Annotated in this window: 16 protein-coding genes; 2 read left to right on the top strand and 14 right to left on the bottom strand. The window is 60.2% G+C overall.

Translation table 11 applies throughout. The annotated features are described in order from the left end of the window. Positions 1-99: 99 nt before the first annotated feature. From boxC to chvE, 11 genes are all read right to left on the bottom strand, one after another. The gene (gene boxC / locus PRI8871_RS17015; protein ID WP_108887395.1) at positions 100-1758 is read right to left on the bottom strand and encodes a 2,3-epoxybenzoyl-CoA dihydrolase; all 1659 of its coding nucleotides are present in this window, start codon (positions 1756-1758) and stop codon (positions 100-102) included. A 155-nt stretch (positions 1759-1913) separates the two neighbouring features. After that, a complete protein-coding gene (locus PRI8871_RS17010) occupies positions 1914-2378 on the bottom strand; it encodes a DUF309 domain-containing protein (protein WP_108887394.1) in 465 nt (154 codons plus the stop codon). Beyond that, on the bottom strand, positions 2378-3199 hold the full coding sequence (locus PRI8871_RS17005; protein ID WP_108887393.1) for an alpha/beta fold hydrolase: 822 nt from the start codon (positions 3197-3199) through the stop codon (positions 2378-2380). The genes PRI8871_RS17010 and PRI8871_RS17005 overlap by 1 nt, the downstream gene beginning before the upstream one ends. Then, entirely contained in the window at positions 3199-4746 is a 1548-nt protein-coding gene (locus PRI8871_RS17000) for a benzoate-CoA ligase family protein (RefSeq protein ID WP_108887392.1), read from the bottom strand. Before PRI8871_RS17000 ends, PRI8871_RS17005 begins: the two co-directional genes overlap by 1 nt. 46 nt (positions 4747-4792) lie before the next feature. Further along, a complete protein-coding gene (locus tag PRI8871_RS16995; RefSeq protein WP_108887391.1) occupies positions 4793-5260 on the bottom strand; it encodes a 4-hydroxylaminobenzoate lyase in 468 nt (155 codons plus the stop codon). A gap of 169 nt (positions 5261-5429) precedes the next feature. Continuing rightward, positions 5430-6188, bottom strand: coding sequence for a sulfite exporter TauE/SafE family protein (locus PRI8871_RS16990; protein WP_108887390.1), 759 nt, complete (start codon positions 6186-6188; stop codon positions 5430-5432). Positions 6189-6286: 98 nt separating this feature from the next. Further along, positions 6287-7219, bottom strand: coding sequence for a Gfo/Idh/MocA family protein (locus tag PRI8871_RS16985; protein ID WP_108887389.1), 933 nt, complete (start codon positions 7217-7219; stop codon positions 6287-6289). 9 nt (positions 7220-7228) lie between these two features. After that, complete coding sequence (gene araD, locus PRI8871_RS16980; RefSeq protein WP_108887388.1) at positions 7229-8971, bottom strand: L-arabinonate dehydratase; 1743 nt, start codon at positions 8969-8971, stop codon at positions 7229-7231. Between the two features lie 41 nt (positions 8972-9012). Then, positions 9013-10200: a multiple monosaccharide ABC transporter permease gene (gene mmsB / locus PRI8871_RS16975; RefSeq protein WP_108887387.1), complete on the bottom strand. Its 1188-nt coding sequence runs from the start codon at positions 10198-10200 to the stop codon at positions 9013-9015. Between the two features lie 14 nt (positions 10201-10214). Further along, a complete protein-coding gene (mmsA, locus tag PRI8871_RS16970) occupies positions 10215-11735 on the bottom strand; it encodes a multiple monosaccharide ABC transporter ATP-binding protein (protein WP_108887386.1) in 1521 nt (506 codons plus the stop codon). 91 nt (positions 11736-11826) lie between these two features. Beyond that, on the bottom strand, positions 11827-12888 hold the full coding sequence (gene chvE, locus PRI8871_RS16965) for a multiple monosaccharide ABC transporter substrate-binding protein (protein ID WP_108887385.1): 1062 nt from the start codon (positions 12886-12888) through the stop codon (positions 11827-11829). A 164-nt stretch (positions 12889-13052) separates the two neighbouring features. Between chvE and PRI8871_RS16960 the strand changes: the two genes are divergently transcribed. Further along, positions 13053-13979: a LysR family transcriptional regulator gene (locus tag PRI8871_RS16960; RefSeq protein ID WP_219929044.1), complete on the top strand. Its 927-nt coding sequence runs from the start codon at positions 13053-13055 to the stop codon at positions 13977-13979. Here the strand turns inward: PRI8871_RS16960 and hpaR are convergent. Continuing rightward, positions 13976-14422 (bottom strand): homoprotocatechuate degradation operon regulator HpaR, encoded by a 447-nt coding sequence (gene hpaR, locus PRI8871_RS16955; protein ID WP_108887384.1) that lies wholly within the window; start codon positions 14420-14422, stop codon positions 13976-13978. The genes PRI8871_RS16960 and hpaR overlap by 4 nt on opposite strands. A gap of 118 nt (positions 14423-14540) precedes the next feature. Here hpaR and PRI8871_RS16950 point away from each other — a divergent pair, with 118 nt between their 5' ends. Continuing rightward, a complete protein-coding gene (locus PRI8871_RS16950) occupies positions 14541-15947 on the top strand; it encodes a pyridoxal phosphate-dependent decarboxylase family protein (protein WP_108887383.1) in 1407 nt (468 codons plus the stop codon). 3 nt (positions 15948-15950) lie between these two features. On the opposite strand, the gene PRI8871_RS16945 is transcribed toward PRI8871_RS16950, so the two are convergent. Further along, positions 15951-16358, bottom strand: a complete 408-nt coding sequence (locus tag PRI8871_RS16945) for a c-type cytochrome (RefSeq protein WP_181389505.1) — start codon at positions 16356-16358, stop codon at positions 15951-15953. 109 nt (positions 16359-16467) lie between these two features. Next, positions 16468-18039 carry a lysine--tRNA ligase gene (locus PRI8871_RS16940; RefSeq protein WP_108887382.1) on the bottom strand — a complete coding sequence of 524 codons (1572 nt, stop codon included), beginning with the start codon at positions 18037-18039 and terminating at the stop codon, positions 16468-16470. Positions 18040-18082: the final 43 nt, after the last annotated feature.

Here is an 18082-nt window from a genome sequence, read left to right as displayed (position 1 = left end):
AGGGGGCGGTGGGTTCAAAACCCAGCCTAGATGTGCACGCGGGACCGACCTGTGCCGGGGCCCGTAGGGTGGGTTTTCAGGCCCACCGCCGGAGCGCGCTTACACGCGCTCCATGTTGTAGTCGCCGCGCACGCCCGTGCCGTAGCGCTGCAATGCGCCATTGGCCCCGGTTGCGTTCGGGCGATTGAAGATCCAGTTCTGCCAAGCGGTCAGGCGGCCAAAGATCCGGGTTTCCATGGTTTCCGGGCCAGCAAAGCGCAGGTTGGCTTCCATGCCGGTCATTGCATCGGGGCTGAAAGAGGCCCGTTCTTCCATGAAGATGCGGATTTCGTCTTCCCAGTCGATATCGTCGAAGATCTCGGTCACAAGGCCCGCCTCATCGGCATCTTCAGCTTCCATCGCCTCGCCTTTGCGGGCGGCCAGCGCGTCAACGGTTTCCGGCTCTCCCAGAAAACGGGTTTGCAGGCGGGTCAGGTCGTTGCCCATCGGGAAGAGGCCAAAGTTTGCATCCGACAGGGTGACCGTGGCCATCGGGCGGTTGTCGCCTTCGAACTCGTCTTCCATCATATAGCTGCGGTCAACGGCGAACAGGATCTCGGCCAGAACACCGGCAAAGCACGAGCCATGCTCGACCAGCGCCACAAGGCTGCGCGAGGTCATGTCGATGCGCTTCAACACGCGTTTCCAGTACTTCAGGATCTCGTTCGACAGCCAGTTGCCCGCGTTGGCAACCAGCAGCGCCTCCTCGGCCAGAACGGCCTCGGGATCGCCTTGGCTTTGGAACACCATCAGACCCAGTTCACGTTCATTCAAGCGCAGGTGCAGGATCGCATCGTCCAATTCGCGCGCCAGACGCAGCAGGTAGGATTGATCGCCCAACGCCTCAACCGCAGCCATGTCAGCGGGCGTTTCAGCATCCGGGCCTTTTATGGTGACGGTGGCCTTCTTGCCCGCGCGGTCCAGCGTGACCTCAACCAGCGAATAGCTGACCGAACCATCTTCGGCAAAGCTGCGGGCCAGCGGGTTCAGCGCGATGCCCTGCCCCACGGCCTTGTTCGACGCTGCCGCGAATTCCTTAGCCCGTTCGGTCACGGTGTCATCAAACTTCGAGTTCGGGATCACCTCATCGACCAGACGCCATTCCTTGGCGCGCTTGCCCTTCACCCCCTCTTCGATCGAACAGAAGATATCGGCGCGGTCACGACGCACTTTGCGCTTGTCGGTGACGCGGGTCAGGCCGCCAGTGCCGGGCAGAACCGCCAGCAGCGGTACCTCGGGCAGCGCCACAGCCGACGAGCTATCGTCGGTCAGCATGATATGATTGCAGGCCAAGGCAAGCTCATAGCCGCCACCGGCGCAGGCCCCCTTCACGGCAGCCATGTATTTCTGGCCGCTGTCGGCCTCGGCGGCTTCAAACGTGTTGCGGGTTTCATTGGTGAACTTACAGAAGTTCACCTTATGGGCGTGGCTTGCGCCGCCCAGCATGCGGATGTTCGCGCCAGCGCAGAACACCTTTTCCTTGGCCGACTTCATCACCACGACCTTCACCTCGGGGTGCTCAAAGCGCATGCGCTGCACCACGTCGGCCAGCTCGATGTCAACGCCAAGGTCATAGGAGTTCAGCTTCAGTTGGTAGCCGTCAAACAGGCCGCCGTTTTCATCGACATCCATATACAGGGTCGCAACGTCACCGTCGTACGCCACTTTCCAGTGGCGGTACTTGGACGGGTCCGTTTGAAAATCGATCACTTTGGTCATGGGCGCGTCTCCTCCCCATCAAGAGTTGTGTTGCGGGGCGTGATGCACCATAGCGCATAATTTCGGATCACGTAAACACCGAAATGGAACTATTGTGCACCTCACCGCCAGATTTTTCTGTTAAAAGCCCAGATAACACCGGATTTCAAGATATTTTATGCATCATAATGCACAATTGAGGCTGAATCCTCGATTGCCTGACGGCGCAGACCTTGGACTGCGCCCCGTGACATCCCCAGAATCGGCGCATCGCCCGCGCGAACCAGCGCCTCAGCCAAAGCCGCATCCGCCAGCTTCAGAATGCGCAGCGCGGCCCCATCCTTGCCCATACGCGCCTTAAGCCCCGCATTGGCCAATTGGATCAACCCGCGCAGGAACAGCTTTTCCACACTGTTTTGCGGCAAAGCCATCCAGACAGGCTCCCAAAACTCATGCGCTTCCCAGTAGTAGCGCTCACCAAAGGCCGACAGCCCAGCCGAGAAGGCCGCGCATTCCTCAAGCTCGCCCACACCGCCCGAAACCCCGGCCTTAAACGGCGCGAAATACGTCTCGGACGGGCGCGTATTCTGACCGGGGAAATACGGCTCGGGCGGCAAGGTCAAGGGACCGGTCCAGGCCATCACACACCCTCAACCTCAGCGGCCTCAATGCGCTGCAACCGCGCGGCAAACTCGGCCACGCCGTCCAGAACCGCTTGCGGCTGGTCAAAATGGGGCGAGTGGCGACAATCGTCCAGCATCAGCACATCGACAGGCGCATAGCTGCGCGTTTCAATCTCATGGATATGGGCGGCAGTGCCGTATTGATCCTGCACGCCTTGGATGGCGAGGCAGGGAATGCGCCAATAATCGATTACATCGCCCACGTGCCAATCCTTGAAACCGGGGGCGAGCCACGCGTCGTTCCAGCCGCGAAAGGTCGCCTCAGGGTCGCGGTGGTACTTACCCAAACGCGCGCCCATATCCGTTTCGGCAAACACCTGCGCCGCGCGGGCGATTTCGGTCAGGCCCATCTCTTCGGTAAAGAAATGCGGGGCCATCAGAACCAAGCCGCGCACACGGAAATCCTCGACCCGGCCCGCGTATTCGGCGGCGATGGTCGCGCCATCGGAATGGCCCATCAGGATCACATGGCTGGCCCCCAACGCATTCAGCACATCCGGCAGCACCTGCGTCGCTTCGCGGGTCATGTAATCCAGCGGGCGCGGCAGGTCGTCGGCATCCGATTGGCCATAGCCCGCCCGCGAATAGGCGAACACCGGCAGGCCCGTCGCATCGCTCAGCCGCTGGGGGAAATCGCGCCACAGCGCCAAAGAGCCAAGCCCCTCATGCAGCAGCACGATCACCGGAGCGTCGCCGGGCGCAGGGCCAAACGCCCCCCACTCCAGCGACTTGCCATTTGCCGTGAACCGCCCCCGCCCTGCGGACCAGTCGATTGCCATCACACCGCCTCCACGTCGCGCAGTTTGAAGCGCTGGATTTTGCCGGTGGCGGTTTTCGGCAGCTCATCCACAACGGTGATCCAGCGGGGGTACTTCCACATGCCCACCTTCTCTTTGACGAACTCCTTCAACTCACCCACCACATCGGCACTCGCTCCGGGCTTCAGCACGATATAGGCGGCGGGTTTTTCCAAACCATCATCGGTTTTGCGCGCGACGACAGCGGCCTCCAGAACCGCGGGGTGATCCACAAGCGCCGATTCCACCTCGAACGGCGACAGCCAAATGCCCGAGACCTTGAACATATCGTCGGCCCGGCCACAGTAGACATAGCGGCCCGTTTCCGTGCGCTCATACTTGTCGCCAGTGCGGGTCCAGTGGCCTGCGAAGGTGGATTGCGATTTGTGGCGGCGGTTCCAATAGCCTTCAGCACTGGAAGGCCCACGGACAAGCAATTCGCCCACATCGCCGTCTTTGATATCTTCGTCGTGTTCGTCCACCAGACGCACCTCATAGCCCGGCACCGCCGTGCCCGAGGTGCCATAGACGATGTCTCCAGGGCGGTTCGACAGGAAGATGTGCAGCATTTCGGTGCTGCCGACGCCGTCAACGATCGGCGCATGCCAGATCTTTTCCCAACGCTCGCCAATCTCTCGCGGCAGGGCCTCGCCCGCCGAGGTGCACAGGCGCAACGCATGATCGGGCGCACCGCCCGCTTGTTCCTGCGCGTTGACCATAGCGGCGTAAAGCGTGGGCACGCCGTAGAAAATCGTCGGCTTATGCTCGGCCAAAATGGCCGAAACCGCATCCGGCGTGGGACGACCCGAGAAGATCACCGTGGTCGCGCCAACCGACATCGGGAAGGACACCGCGTTGCCAAGGCCATAGGCAAAGAACATTTTCGCCGCCGAGAAGACCAGATCATCCTCGGTGATGCCCAGCACCTGCGCGCCGAACGTGTCACACGTGGCCTGAAGCGAGGAATGCACGTGACGCACGCCCTTCGGCACACCTGTTGAACCAGAGGAGTACAGCCAGAAGGCCAGTTCATCGGCGCAAGCATCACAGGTTGCCTCAACCGGTGCGCCTTCGACGAATTGGTCAAAACTTTCAGTACCTTCCGGCGCATCGCCGATCACCACAACCGTGCGCAGGAAGCGGTTGCCCTCAATCGCGGACTTCACGGTGTCATACAGCGCTTCGGACACCACAAGGATCGAGGCACGGCTGTCGTTCAGGATCGCCTCATAGACATCGGCGGACAGTAGCGTGTTCAGCGGCACAGGGATCGCCCCAGCCTTCATCGCTCCCCAGAACACCACCGGAAACTCCAGAGTGTCGCGCACGATCATGGCGATGCGCTCTTCGCGGCGCACACCATGGCGATACAGCGCACCGGCAAAACGCCCCGCCTGCCCGGCCAATTCACCATAGGTGATGCTGCGCTTTTCGCCGTCGGCCTCGATATAGGCGACCTTGTCGCTGCGGCCCTCGGCCAGATGGCGATCTAGGAAATAGACCGCTGCGTTTTCGTTGGTCTGGGTCATCACGTCTCTCCTCCCGTGACGCGCCCGGATTGCTCCGGGTCTGGTCTTATTTTCCGGTAAACTCGATGGCACCTTCAGGCAGAAGGTACAGCACGTAGGCATCCCCGCCGGACACGGTTGGATGATGGTCAGTACCGGGACCATAGACATACCAACCCTCTGGGAAGTCATCGAATTTCGGCGCGCCCTCCAGCGGTATGACCGCGCCGATTTCTCCGTTCGGGTGAATGTGATGCGGGCCTCTGACGTCCTTCATGCGAACCACATCCACACTGAAAGCGCCCGCGCTTGCGCCCGGCTTTACCGCGCGGCCAAACTTTATGCCGCCATGTTCGCGCGCCATCAGCCAGCCATCCCGCTCGCCCTCGGCGCAAAGGCCCGACAGTTCCTGAAACGCCTGCGTCGACGGGCCAAAGGACGTGTTCAGATGGGTGGCCATCGCGTCATTCAGATCCATTGCGGCAATATCTTGCGCAATCTCTCCGATCAGCGCCTCAAATCGTGCTTGCGACATGATTCCTCCCAAATCCGCACCGCCAATATGCGCTATAGTGCATATAGCATCGCACCGTCGCAAGACAAAAGAGGCGGTTGATGCATTTTTTTGCATAAACCTATCCACTCCCCGAAACGCAAAACGCCCCGCAATTTGCGAGGCGTTTTCATTGGGAAACATCAGGGTGTTAGGCCAAGTAGCCGTGTATCCCGTCGTACAGAAGCTTCAATGAGACCAGCAAAAGCGCGACCTCAACAAAGACAAAGAACGCCTTTTCGGGGATGATCTTGGTCAGCCGATGCCCCAGCCACGACCCAAACAGCGCAACCGGCAACAGCCACCACCCTTGCTTTAGGCTATCGCCATTCACCTGCCCCAGCATGATATAGGGCGGCAGCTTCAGCGCGTTGATGACAGCAAACAGGATGGTCGACGTGCCGGCAAACACCATTTTCGGCAGCTTTTGCGGAAGGATATACACCTGATAGGGCGGCGCGCCTGCGTGGCTGATAAAGCTGGTGAACCCGGCCATACTGCCCCAGAATAGCCCCGGCACCACTTTGGCCGGGCGCGGGCGGTCATCCTTTTTGTACCGGCGGCGCATCTTGTCGGCCAGAAACCCTAGGCCCACCAAGCCAATCATCGCTTTGACCGCGTTTTCATCGGTGATCGACACCGTCGCCCAGCCAATGCCAATGCCGATGGCCCCGGCGGGGATCAGAATGGCCAGGTTCCGGCGCGAAAAGGACGCCCGGAACAGCCAAATCCCGTACATATCCGACAGAATGTAAATCGGCAGCAGCAGCCCGGCGGCCACCATCGGCGGCATCACGATGGACATCAACGGCACGCTCAGCATCCCGATGATCGGCAGCCCCCCTTTCGAGGCCCCCACAAACAATGAGGCAAGGGCCGCCAGACCCCAATATAAGGCAGTTTCGGTCATCACGTCTCAGTTCCGTCGGAAGGGCGGTATTGGCCCTGTTCCGGCCAAAGATGATAGCGATACCACCCTAGCCCGCTCGGAATGTCCAGACCCGGCGATCAGAAATAGAATTGCTCAACCTGCAAACGTCGCCCAAGGGTGAAGGCATCCGACACATGGGTCATCGGCGACAGGTCCACGTTTATGGCGGACGCCTCAACAAGATCCGCGAACTGATCATAAAGCGCGGGGTATTCTTCATCCGTGCCATTGGCGATCTGCTCACCGTCGATCAACAGCGTGGCACCGCCATTGGCCAGAAGGCACAGGCCTTGATCGGTCTCAATACGGATTTCCCAGATCTCGTTGCCTTGCTGACGCCAGTCAAACGCGGCGCTCACCTCGGCCCCTTCAGGATCATTGAACACCAGATCGGCAGCAATCGGGGTTGCGCGGTTTTCGGGGAACGACAGTTCCGCAGACGCCAAGTGCAGGCGGCGCGGGTAAATCTCGGTCAGGACCGACAGCGCGTTGATGCCCGGATCAAAGACGCCCAAGCCGCCCGGCTCCCAGATCCAATCTTGGCCAGGGTGCCATTTGCGCACGTCTTCTTTCCAGTTGATCGTCACACGGCGAATGCTGCGGCCTTGCGCCAACCAAGCTTTGGCGGCCTGAACGCTGGCCCCTTGCCGCGAATGCCACGTGGCATAGAGCGCAACACCCTTTTCGGCGGCGAGCGCCTGCAAATCATGCACCTCGGACAGGGTCGCGCCCGGCGGTTTTTCCAGCATGACATGCCGCCCCGCCATCAAGGCGCGGCGGGCATCGTCATACCGCACTTGCGGCGGGGTACAAAGCGACACGCAAGTCACCTCGGGATGCGCCTCCAACAACGCGTCAAGCGAGGTGTAACCCGGCAGCCCGCCCACTTGGGCGTTGCGGCTGGCCGTGGCCACCAGATCAAACCGCTTGCCCGCCGAGATAGCAGGCAAGTGCTGATCGCGGGCAATCTTGCCCACCCCGACAATGGCGATCTTGTGAAGCTCAGTCATCCTATGCCCCTAGTGCGAGTCTTTTGGCACCGCGTTGCCACGGCAGCCGCGCAAGAAATCCAAGTCCGCGCCGGTATCAGCGCCCTGCACCGTGTCGTGGAACAGCTTGGCATAACCACCTTGGGGCTTTTCGCCCGGCGCGGTCCATGCGGCCAGACGGCGCGCGATTTCTTCGTCGCTGACATCCAGATGCAGGCGGCGGTTGGCCACGTCCAATTCAATCATGTCGCCGTTTTGCACGATGGCCAACGGGCCGCCCACTGCTGCCTCGGGCGCGGTGTGCAGCACCACGGTGCCATAGGCCGTACCCGACATACGCGCATCCGAGATACGCACCATATCGGTGATCCCCTTCTTCAGCACCTTCGGCGGCAGGCCCATGTTGCCGACCTCGGACATGCCCGGATAGCCGCGCGGGCCGCACATTTTCAGGACCATCACGCAGGTTTCATCAATGTCCAGATCGGGATCGTTGATCTTGGCTTTGTAGTCGTCGATGTCTTCGAACACCACGGCGCGACCGCGATGCTTCATCAGGTTGGGGCTGGCCGCCGAGGGCTTCAGCACCGCGCCGTTGGGGGCAAGGTTGCCCTTCAGCACGGCGATCCCGCCCTGCTGGGTCAGCGCCTGTTCGACCGGCAGGATCACATCCTCATTCCAGTTCTTGGCGTCTTTGACCTCGTCCCAGACGGTGTCACCGGAGACTGTCAGCGCGTCTTTGTTCAGCTTGCCCGCCTCGCCCAAACGTTTGAGGATCACCGGAAGGCCGCCCGCGTAGAAGAACTCTTCCATCAGGTATTTGCCCGACGGCATGAGGTTCACAATCGTCGGGATATCGCGGCCTAGCGCATCCCAATCGTCCAGCGACAGATCCACGCCCACACGGCCAGCAAGCGCCAGAATGTGGATCACAGCATTGGTTGACCCGCCAATCGCGCCATTGGTGCGGATCGCGTTTTCAAAGGCGGCGCGGGTCAGAATGTCGGACGGTTTCAGATCGTCCTTGACCATCTGCACAATGCGGCGGCCCGTCAGCTGCGCCATCACGCGGCGGCGCGCATCGACCGCAGGAATGGCGGCGTTGCCCGAAAGCGCCATACCCAACGCCTCGGCCATGCTGGCCATGGTGCTGGCGGTGCCCATCGTGTTGCAGGTGCCGCTGGACCGGCTCATGGCCTGTTCGGCCTCAAGGAAATCTTCGGTGGTCATCTTGCCGGCCTTGATGTCCTCGGACATCTGCCAAAGCGCGGTGCCACTGCCCACACGCTCGCCCCGGAACCAACCGTTCAGCATCGGCCCGCCGGTCACGACGATGGAAGGAATATCGGTTGAGGCCGCGCCCATCAGCAGGCTTGGCGTGGTCTTGTCGCAGCCCACCAGCAGCACAGCGCCGTCAATGGGCTGGGCGCGCATCGCCTCCTCGACCGCCATGGCGGCAAGGTTGCGATACATCATCGCCGTCGGACGGAAGGTGTTTTCCGAGGCCGAGAATACGGGCACTTCGACCGGAAATCCGCCAGCCTCCCAAATCCCGGCTTTGACCTTTTCCGCCAGCTCGCGCAGGTGGCCGTTGCACGGCGTCAGGTCCGACCAAGTGTTCAGGATGCCAATCACCGGGCGCCCGTCGAACAGGTCATGCGGGTAGCCTTGGTTCTTGAGCCACCCGCGATGATAGATGTTATCCCGCGAGGTGCCGCCATACCATTCTTGTGAACGAAGCTTTCGGGGCCATTTGGCTGGTGCAAAGGTCATACCAGTTCTCTCTCACGCGGGAGGGACAGGCGCAACGCGCCCTAGCCCTGTTTCTGCTTGTTGTAGACGTCAAAGATCACGGCAGCCAAAAGAACAAGCCCTTTGATCACCTGCTGGTAGTCGATGCCAATGCCCATGATCGACATGCCGTTGTTCAGAACGCCCATGATGAACGCGCCCACCACGGCCCCAACGATCTTGCCGACACCGCCCGACATCGAGGCCCCGCCGATGAACACGGCGGCGATCACGTCCAGTTCGACCGCAAAGCCCGCTTTGGGCGTCGCCGTATTCAGGCGCGCGGCAAAGATCAGCCCGGCCATCGCGGCCAGAAAGCCCATGTTGACGAAGGTCAGGAAGGTTAGCCGTTCGGTCGGGATACCCGACAGTTTCGCCGCCTTTTCATTGCCCCCCAGCGCATAGACGCGGCGGCCAATCGTGGTGCGTTCGGTGATGAACGCATAGATGATCGTCAGAATACCCATGGTCACCAAAACGTTGGGCAAGCCCCGGAAGGTTGACAGCTTGTAGAACACGAAGAGCATCGCGCCGACGATGATGATATTCCGCCCCCAGAACAGGCCCGAGGGTTCGTCCTCGATCCCGTAGGCCTTGTTCTGCGCCCGTTTGCGAAGGCCCATATAGACGATGGCCAGCGCCGCAATCAGACCAACCGCCAAAGCCGTGCCATTGGGGCGATCAATGCCAAACACGTCGGGGATAAAGCCGGTGGACAGCGCCTGAAACGACCGCGGGAACGGGCCAACCGATTGCCCCTCCAGCAGCCACAGCGACGCGCCCCGGAACACCAGCATCCCGGCCAAAGTCACGATAAAGCTGGGGATTTTCCAATAGGCTACCCAATAGCCCTGCGCCGCCCCGATGATGGTGCCAAAGACCAAACAAACCGCGATGGTCAGGCTAACCGGCATCTCCCATTGCACGATCATCACCGCCGCCAATGCGCCGATAAAGCCCATGACAGACCCGACCGACAGGTCAATGTGCCCGCCAACGATGACGATCAACATGCCCAAAGCCATGATGATGATATAGCTGTTTTGCAGGAACAGGTTGGTGATATTCACCGGGCGCATCAAAGTGCCATCGGTCACGATCTGGAAGAACACCATGATGGCGATCAGGGCGAACAGCAGCCCGAAATCCCGAATATGCGCCATAAGGTACTGACCCAGCCCCTTACCTTGCGATCCTTGTGCCTCGCTCATGTCCGTTGTCCCTCTTATTCCGTCACAATGAGCGACATGATGCGCTCTTGGCTGGCCTCTGCGGCGGTCAATTCGCCCACGAAACGGCCCTCGTTCATTACATAGATCCGGTCACACATCCCCAGCAGTTCGGGCATTTCCGAACTGATCATGACCACGCCTTTGCCTTGGGCCGACAGGTCGTTGATGATGCCGTAGATTTCATATTTCGCGCCCACGTCGATACCGCGCGTGGGTTCATCCAGGATCAGCACCTCAGGGCCAGCAAACAGCCATTTCGACAGCACAACCTTTTGCTGGTTGCCACCCGACAGGTTGACGACCCGCTGAAACACGCTTGGGGTGCGGATGTTCATCGCCTTGCGGTAACGTTCAGAAACCTTGGTTTCTTCGGCCTCGTTGATGATCCCCCCGCTGGACACATCCGCCAGATTGGCCAGCGTCGTGTTGCGCAGAATGGTTTCATCGAGGATCAGGCCAAGCTCTTTGCGGTCCTCGGTCACGTAGGCAAGGCCCGCCTTGATCGCCTTAGTCACGGACGAGGTGTCCACCGGCTTGCCGTGTAGCTTCACCTGCCCGCTGATGTTCTGACCATAGCTTTTGCCAAACAGGCTCATCGCCAATTCGGTGCGGCCCGCGCCCATAAGGCCCGCAATGCCCACCACTTCGCCCGCACGAACGTTGAAAGCAATGTCATGGATCACCTGACGGTCGGCATGTTCGGCGTGGAAGACATTCCATCCGTCCACCTCCATCAGCATGTCGCCCGCTTTGCGATCCCGCTCCGGATATCGGGCCGACATATCGCGGCCCACCATATCGCGCACAATGCGGTCTTCGGTGATCTCGCCGGTCGCCGCGCTCATGGTCGACACGGCGGACCCGTCGCGCAACACGGTGATGCTATCGGCCACGCGGCGCACTTCGTTCAGCTTGTGGCTGATGATGATCGAGGTGACGCCCTGCGCCTTCAGCTCAAGCATCAGATCCAAAAGCGCCTGACTGTCCGATTCGGACAAGGCCGCCGTCGGCTCATCCAAGATCAACAGGCGCACATCTTTGGCCAGTGCCTTGGCAATCTCAACCAACTGTTGCTTGCCCACGCCCAGCTTATCAACCAGCGTCGCCGGGCTTTCGCTAAGGCCGACCTTCTTGAGCAGACCTTCGGTCCGGCGGAAGGTTTCGGGCCAGTTCATCACGCCGCCCTTGGCACATTCGTTGCCCAGAAACAGGTTCTCGGCGATCGACAGCAACGGCACCAGCGCCAGTTCTTGGTGAATGATGATGACGCCCTTGGCCTCGCTGTCGGCGATCCCGCCAAACCGGGCCTCGGCACCATCATAGAAAATCTCGCCCTCATAGCTGCCATGAGGATAGACGCCGGACAGAACCTTCATCAGCGTCGATTTGCCTGCACCGTTTTCGCCAACAAGTGCGTGAATTTCGCCCTCGGCGACCTTCAGATTGACCGTATCCAGCGCTTTGACGCCCGGAAAGGTCTTGGTGATGGATCGCATTTCCAGAAGCGTGTGCATATCCGTGCTCCGCGGTCTTCAAAGGGCCCGGCCACGAATGGTGTAACCGGGCCCCGCGTTTTCCCTCAGTTGCCTGAAGGGGAGGAGAGGATCAGAGGTCGTCCTTCGAGTGGTAGCCCGACTCGATCACGATGGCCTCATAGTTGGTGGCATCCACCGACACCGGCTCGAGCAGGTACGACGAGATGACTTTCACACCGTTGTCATAGGTCGAGGTGTCGTTGATTTCCGGCTCGCCGCCTTGCAGCAGGGCATCCACCATGCCCACAGTCACGCGGGCCAGTTCGCGCGTGTCCTTGAACACGGTCGAATACTGTTCGCCTGCGATGATCGATTTGATCGACGGCAGTTCTGCGTCCTGTCCGGTGACGATCGGCATCTTCATGTCGCCCGAGCCGTAGCCCACACCCTTGAGCGAAGAAAGAATACCAATCGACAGACCGTCATAGGGCGACAGAACGCCGTGGACCATCTTGTCGGTGTAGTTGGCCGACAAAAGGTTATCCATCCGGGCCTGAGCCACGGCACCGTCCCAACGCAGGGTGCCGACCGTGTCCATGCCCATCTGGCCGGAGCCAATCACAACAGTGCCCGCGTCGATCAGCGGCTGAAGCACCGACATCGCACCGTTGTAGAAGAAGTAGGCGTTGTTATCGTCCGGCGAGCCGCCGAACAGTTCAACGTTGTAGGGGCCATCGCCAAAGCGCTCTTTCAGGCCGCTTACCAGCGACGATGCCTGCTGCACGCCAACCTTGAAGTTGTCGAAGGTGGCGTAGTAGTCGACGTATTCGCTATCGCGGATCAGACGGTCATAAGCGATGGTCTTGATGCCAGCGAAATGCGCGTTTTCCAGCACGTTCGACAGCGTGGTGCCGTCGATGGCCGCAATCACCAGAACATCAACGCCCTTGGTGACCATGTTTTCGATCTGGGCCAGCTGGTTGGGGATATCGTCTTCGGCGTACTGAAGATCGGTCTCATAACCGGCGGCGGCGAATTGCTCGACCATCGAGTTGCCGTCCGAGATCCAGCGGGCCGAGGATTTGGTCGGCATGGCGATACCAATGGTGCCTTTGTCAGCCGCAAAGGCCGGAGCAGCCAAAAGGCCAGCCGACATGGCGAGGGCGACAACGCCCTTAGTCACGAATTTCATAACTTTTCCTCCCATTCGGGTCCCTCCGACCCGAGTTCCGGCGACACGAGAAAACCGTGCCACGGACGCATGTCTCTGCGTCTGGGGGACATCAAACGCCGAAGCGTCATACCTTTCAAATAATATAATTGACGATCAACATACCATTAGTGAAATATGGATGCATGGATCACCTGATTTCTCGATTGAAACTGCGCCATTACCGGTTGCTGAACGCCATTTCCGAAAGCGGGCAGCTGTCTTTGGCCGCCGATGCGCTGGCCATGACCCAGCCTGCCGCCTCGCGGATGCTGGCCCAAATGGAGGATCTGGTGGGCCAGCCGCTATTTCATCGCCATCCCAAGGGCATGACCCCGACCTTGATCGGCGAAGTTCTGGTACGCCGCGCCGCGATTCTGCTGGCCGATCTGGAGGATACCGCGCAAGAGGTCGCCGCCCTGCAAAGCGGCACGCGCGGCACGGTGCGCGTGGGAGCCGTGACCGGGGCCGCCGTTTCTTATGTCGTGCCAGCGGTGCAAGAGCTGACCCGACAGACCGAAGCGACAGACATCCGAATCGATGTCTCGTCCAGCGACGATCTCATGACGGGGCTGATGGCAGGGCATTATGATTTTGTACTGGCCCGCATTCCGTCGCAACTGGATGCCCGCGAATTCGACATCACCCGCGGACGGATCGAGGAAATCCGCTTTCTGGTCCGGTCGAACCATCCGCTGGCCGGGCGGCAAAACCTCGAAATCGCGGAATTGGACGGCTACGGCTGGGTCATTCAGGCCCCCGGCACGCCCATGCGCCAAGCGGTGGAAGATGCTTATCTGGCCAGTTCGGTCGCGCCGCCGCAAACGATCATCACCACGACCTCGCTTCTGGTGATGATTGCCAGCCTGAAATCGTCTGACCTGCTGGCCCCGATGACGCACGAAGTCATGAGCCTTGTCGAAAACGCAGCCGGCCCCACGCTAGAACCGCTGTCGCTGCGCCAAGCGATCATCGTATCGCCCTATCACCTGATCCAACGCAAAGGCCGGGACATGGCACCGATTGCGGCCCGACTGCGCAATCTGGTGATGGCCGGATTGGCCTTTCACTAAGGCTTCATCCGCTCCACTTCGCCCAAAAGCGCTAGCAATTGGCGGGTCTTTTCGGTGCCAAGCTGCTGCTTGACCTGTTCGGCAATCACCCGCGCCTGCACGACGTTGTCTTGCAGCAAGCCCCGCCCGGCATCGGCGATCTCAACGATCTGGCGGCGGCGGTCGGCCTCATCGGCGCTGCGTTCGATCAGACGCTTTTCTTCCATTCCCCGCAGAATGCGCGACAGGGACGGCAGCAGCAAACAGGCCTTATCCGCCAGTTGCGTGACATCCATCGGCCCGAATTCTTCGAGAACCCGCAAAATACGCCATTGCTGTTCCGTCAGCCCGATATGCGACAGCATATCCCGGATCGGCCCCATAAGCCGTTCGCGCGCCCGGATCAAAGCCATGGGCAGCGAATTCTGGGTCGAATGAAGATCAAGCGGCGTTGGGTCAGACATGGCGCTATTATGCAGACAACCCGTTTGGCGAAAAGCGCAAAATGCGGTTCCGCTTGGTTACTTAACATCTACAACAACCTTGTCTAAGGTTTGATCGGCACAACAAGGCGAGGGCGACATGGATTGGTCGGAATTTGAAGACTGGGGCAAGAAAATTGCCGAATGGGCGGCAGAGTATCATCAATCTCTGCGCGACCGTCCCGTGCGCCCGGATGTAGCCCCCGGCACCACCTTTGCCGCCCTGCCCGCCTGTCCGCCCGAAACCGGCGAGGCGATGACGGACATCATGACCGACTTCCACCAGATCGTCATGCCCGGCATCACCCATTGGCAGCACCCCCGGTTCTTCGCCTATTTCCCGGCCAATGCCGCGCCGCCGTCGATGCTGGCCGAATTTCTTGTGACGGTGATCGCGCCGCAATGCATGCTTTGGCAAACCTCGCCCTCGGCCACCGAGATGGAAGAACGGATCTGCGACTGGATGCGCCAATCCATCGGCCTGCCGGACGGCTTTACCGGCGCCATTCAGGACAGCGCCAGCTCGGCCACTTTGGCCGCCGTGTTGGTGATGCGCGAACGGGCGCTGAACTGGCAAGGCAAGGAACGCGGGCTGTTTGGCGCGGCGCCCCTGCGGATCTATTCATCAGCCGAGGTGCATACATCCATTGACCGGGCGGTTTGGTTTTCCGGGATCGGGCAAGACAATCTGGTCCGCATCCCGACCACTGGCCCGACGCGCGGCATGGACCCCGCCGCGCTTGAGGCCGCGATCGTTTCCGATAAAGCCGCCGGGCTGGTGCCTGCGGGGATCATCGGCTGCACGGGTGGCACATCCAACGGGGCCTGCGATGATTTGAACGCGCTGGCCGATATTGCCGAACGCCACGACCTGTACCTGCACATTGATGCGGCCTGGGCCGGGTCGGCGATGATCTGCCCTGAGTTCCGCACCCTTTGGGCCGGGGCCGAGCGGGCCGATAGCATCGTCTTCAACCCGCACAAATGGCTGGGCGCACAGTTCGACTGTTCCATCCAGTTCCTGCGCAATCCTGACAGCCTGATCAAAACCCTGGCCATCCGCCCTGAATTCCTGCTGACCCACAACCGCGATGGGGTCACCAACTTTTCCGAATGGTCTATCCCGCTTGGCCGCCGGTTCCGGGCGCTGAAACTGTGGTTCTTGCTGCGCAGCTATGGGCTTGAGGGTCTGCGTACCCGCCTGCGCAATCACGTCCGCTGGTCACACGCGCTTTGTGAACGGCTTCGGGCCGAGTCGGATTTCGAAATCACGTCCGAGCCGATCCTATCGCTGTTCACCTTCCGCTATACCGGCGCAACGGATGCGGATGCCGCCAACCAACGGCTGGTGGATGCGATCAATGAGGATGGGCGGATTTATCTGACCCAGACCCTATTCGAAGGTCAAAAGGTCATTCGGTTCCAAGCCGGGCAATTCGATTGCACCGAGGAAGATATCAATATGGCGTTTGAGGTGATCACCCAAATCGCCCGCGACATGCCCTAAGGCTTAGTCGGCCACCTGCACCGATTGCAGGTACATCACCAGATCAAGCACCGGGCGCGAGGTTTTCACCGTATCGCCGTCCGGTGTGCGAACGCTGAGATCAAACAGGGTTTCGAAATAATCGCCGTATACCGGCATGGGCGAGCCGTGGCTGACCAACGGGTCGCGCCCGTCAATCCGTTCGATCACCCGTTTCATCGGGAAACTGCCACCATTGGCGGCGGCCAGTTCCGTCAGGTTGATCGGCTGCACCGTCAACACCCCGGCCATGGGTCCGTTTCCCCGCGCCTCTAGCCCGTGGCATGTGGCGCAATGGGTGCGAAACAAGGCGCGACCTGCCTCCACCTCTTGGCTGACCGATTCCGTGGCGAACAATGCGAACACAGCGGCAAGCATCGCAATCTTTAGCATGGCGTCCTCCTGTCGCCCCCACGCAAGACAGGTTAGGGGGCGAACAGGGGCAAGGATTTGACACGGATCAGTTGCGCGTGCACTTTTTGCGTGTGTTGCAAAAATGCCCTTACAACTCGCCCGCCAAGCCTTTGTCGATCAGGCCAATGCTGTTTTCGACGCCATAAAGCGCAATAAATGAGCCGAATCGCGGCCCCTGGCTGGCGCCAAGCAGCACTTCGTAGATCGCTTTGAACCAATCGCGCATCGGGTCAAACCGTTCACGACCGCAAGAAAAGACAAGGCTTTGCAGCGCTTCTGCATCCGCCGCGCCGTCCCAATTGGCCAATCCGTCGCGCAATTCGGTCAGGGCCTCGCGCTCCAGATCGGTGGGGGCGCGGAAGGTTTTGTTCGGCTTCACGTAGTCGTTGTAATAGGCCACGGCATAGCCCGCCGCCGCATCCAGATCGGGGTGCGTTTCAGGCGAGGCGTCCGGCGCATAGCGCGAAATGAAGCCCCACATCTGGTCTTTGCTTTCGGCACCAGCGGCCGAGGCCAAGTTCAAAAGCATACCGAACGGCACATCCAGCGTGCTGACCGGCACATTGCCGCCATGGATGTGGAACACCGGGTTGTTCAGCTGGGCCTTCAGATCCTGCGTCGGATAGGCGCGAAGCTGCTGGTGATATTCATCCACGCATTTGGGGATCACATCCCACCAGAGGCGTTTGGCGGTCTTGGGCTTTTGGTACATGAAGTACGACAGCGATTCCGACGAGGCGTAGGTCAGCCACTCGTCGATCGAAATGCCGTTGCCCGAGGATTTTGAGATCTTCTGCCCCTTGTCATCTAGGAACAGCTCATAGGTGAAATGCTCGGGCGGGCGAACGCCCAGCGTCCGGCAGATGCCGTCATAGATTGGCGTGTTGGTTGAGTGGTCCTTGCCGTACATCTCAAAATCGACACTCAGCGCGGCCCAACGTGCGCCAAAGTCCGGCTTCCACTGAAGTTTGACGTTGCCGCCCGTGACCGGAAGCGTCCATTCCTTGCCGTCTTCGTCGTCAAAGGTGATTTCGCCCTTGGCGGCATCGACGTTCTTCATCGGCACATACAGAACCCGGCCCGTTTCGGGGTGGATCGGCAGGAAGATCGAATAGGTTGCCGCCCGTTCTTCGCGCAGCGATTTCAGCATGATGGCCATCAGGTCATCGTACTTTTCCGCCGCCCGCAGCAGAATTTCGTCAAACCGGCCCGATCTGTAGAATTCGGTGGCCGAGATGAACTCATACTCGAACCCGAAGGTATCAAGGAACCGGCGCAGCATGGCGTTATTGTGGTGGCCGAAGGATTCATGGGTTTCAAACGGGTCGTAAACGCTGGTCAGCGGGCGCTGCAGATCTTCGCGCAGACGGTCCTGATTGGGCACATTGCCCGGCACCTTGCGCATCCCGTCCAGATCGTCCGAGAAACAGATCAGACGCGTCGGAATGTCCGAGATCACCTCAAACGCGCGGCGGATCATCGTCGTGCGCGCCACTTCGCCAAAGGTGCCGATATGCGGCAGACCCGAGGGGCCATAGCCGGTTTCAAACAGCACATAGCCCTTTTCGGGCGGCTTCTTTTCATACCGTTTCAGGATCCGGCGCGCTTCTTCGAAAGGCCATGCTTTGGAGGCGAGGGCGGCGTCGCGCAGCTCGGTCATTTTTGGATCTCCTGAAGGGTGGCGCACCCGATGTGCGCAGATT

Source organism: Pseudoprimorskyibacter insulae (assembly GCF_900302505.1).
Taxonomy (GTDB): domain Bacteria; phylum Pseudomonadota; class Alphaproteobacteria; order Rhodobacterales; family Rhodobacteraceae; genus Pseudoprimorskyibacter; species Pseudoprimorskyibacter insulae.
Note: the sequence above shows the minus strand (reverse complement) of the source record. Positions and strands in the feature narration are given on the sequence as shown.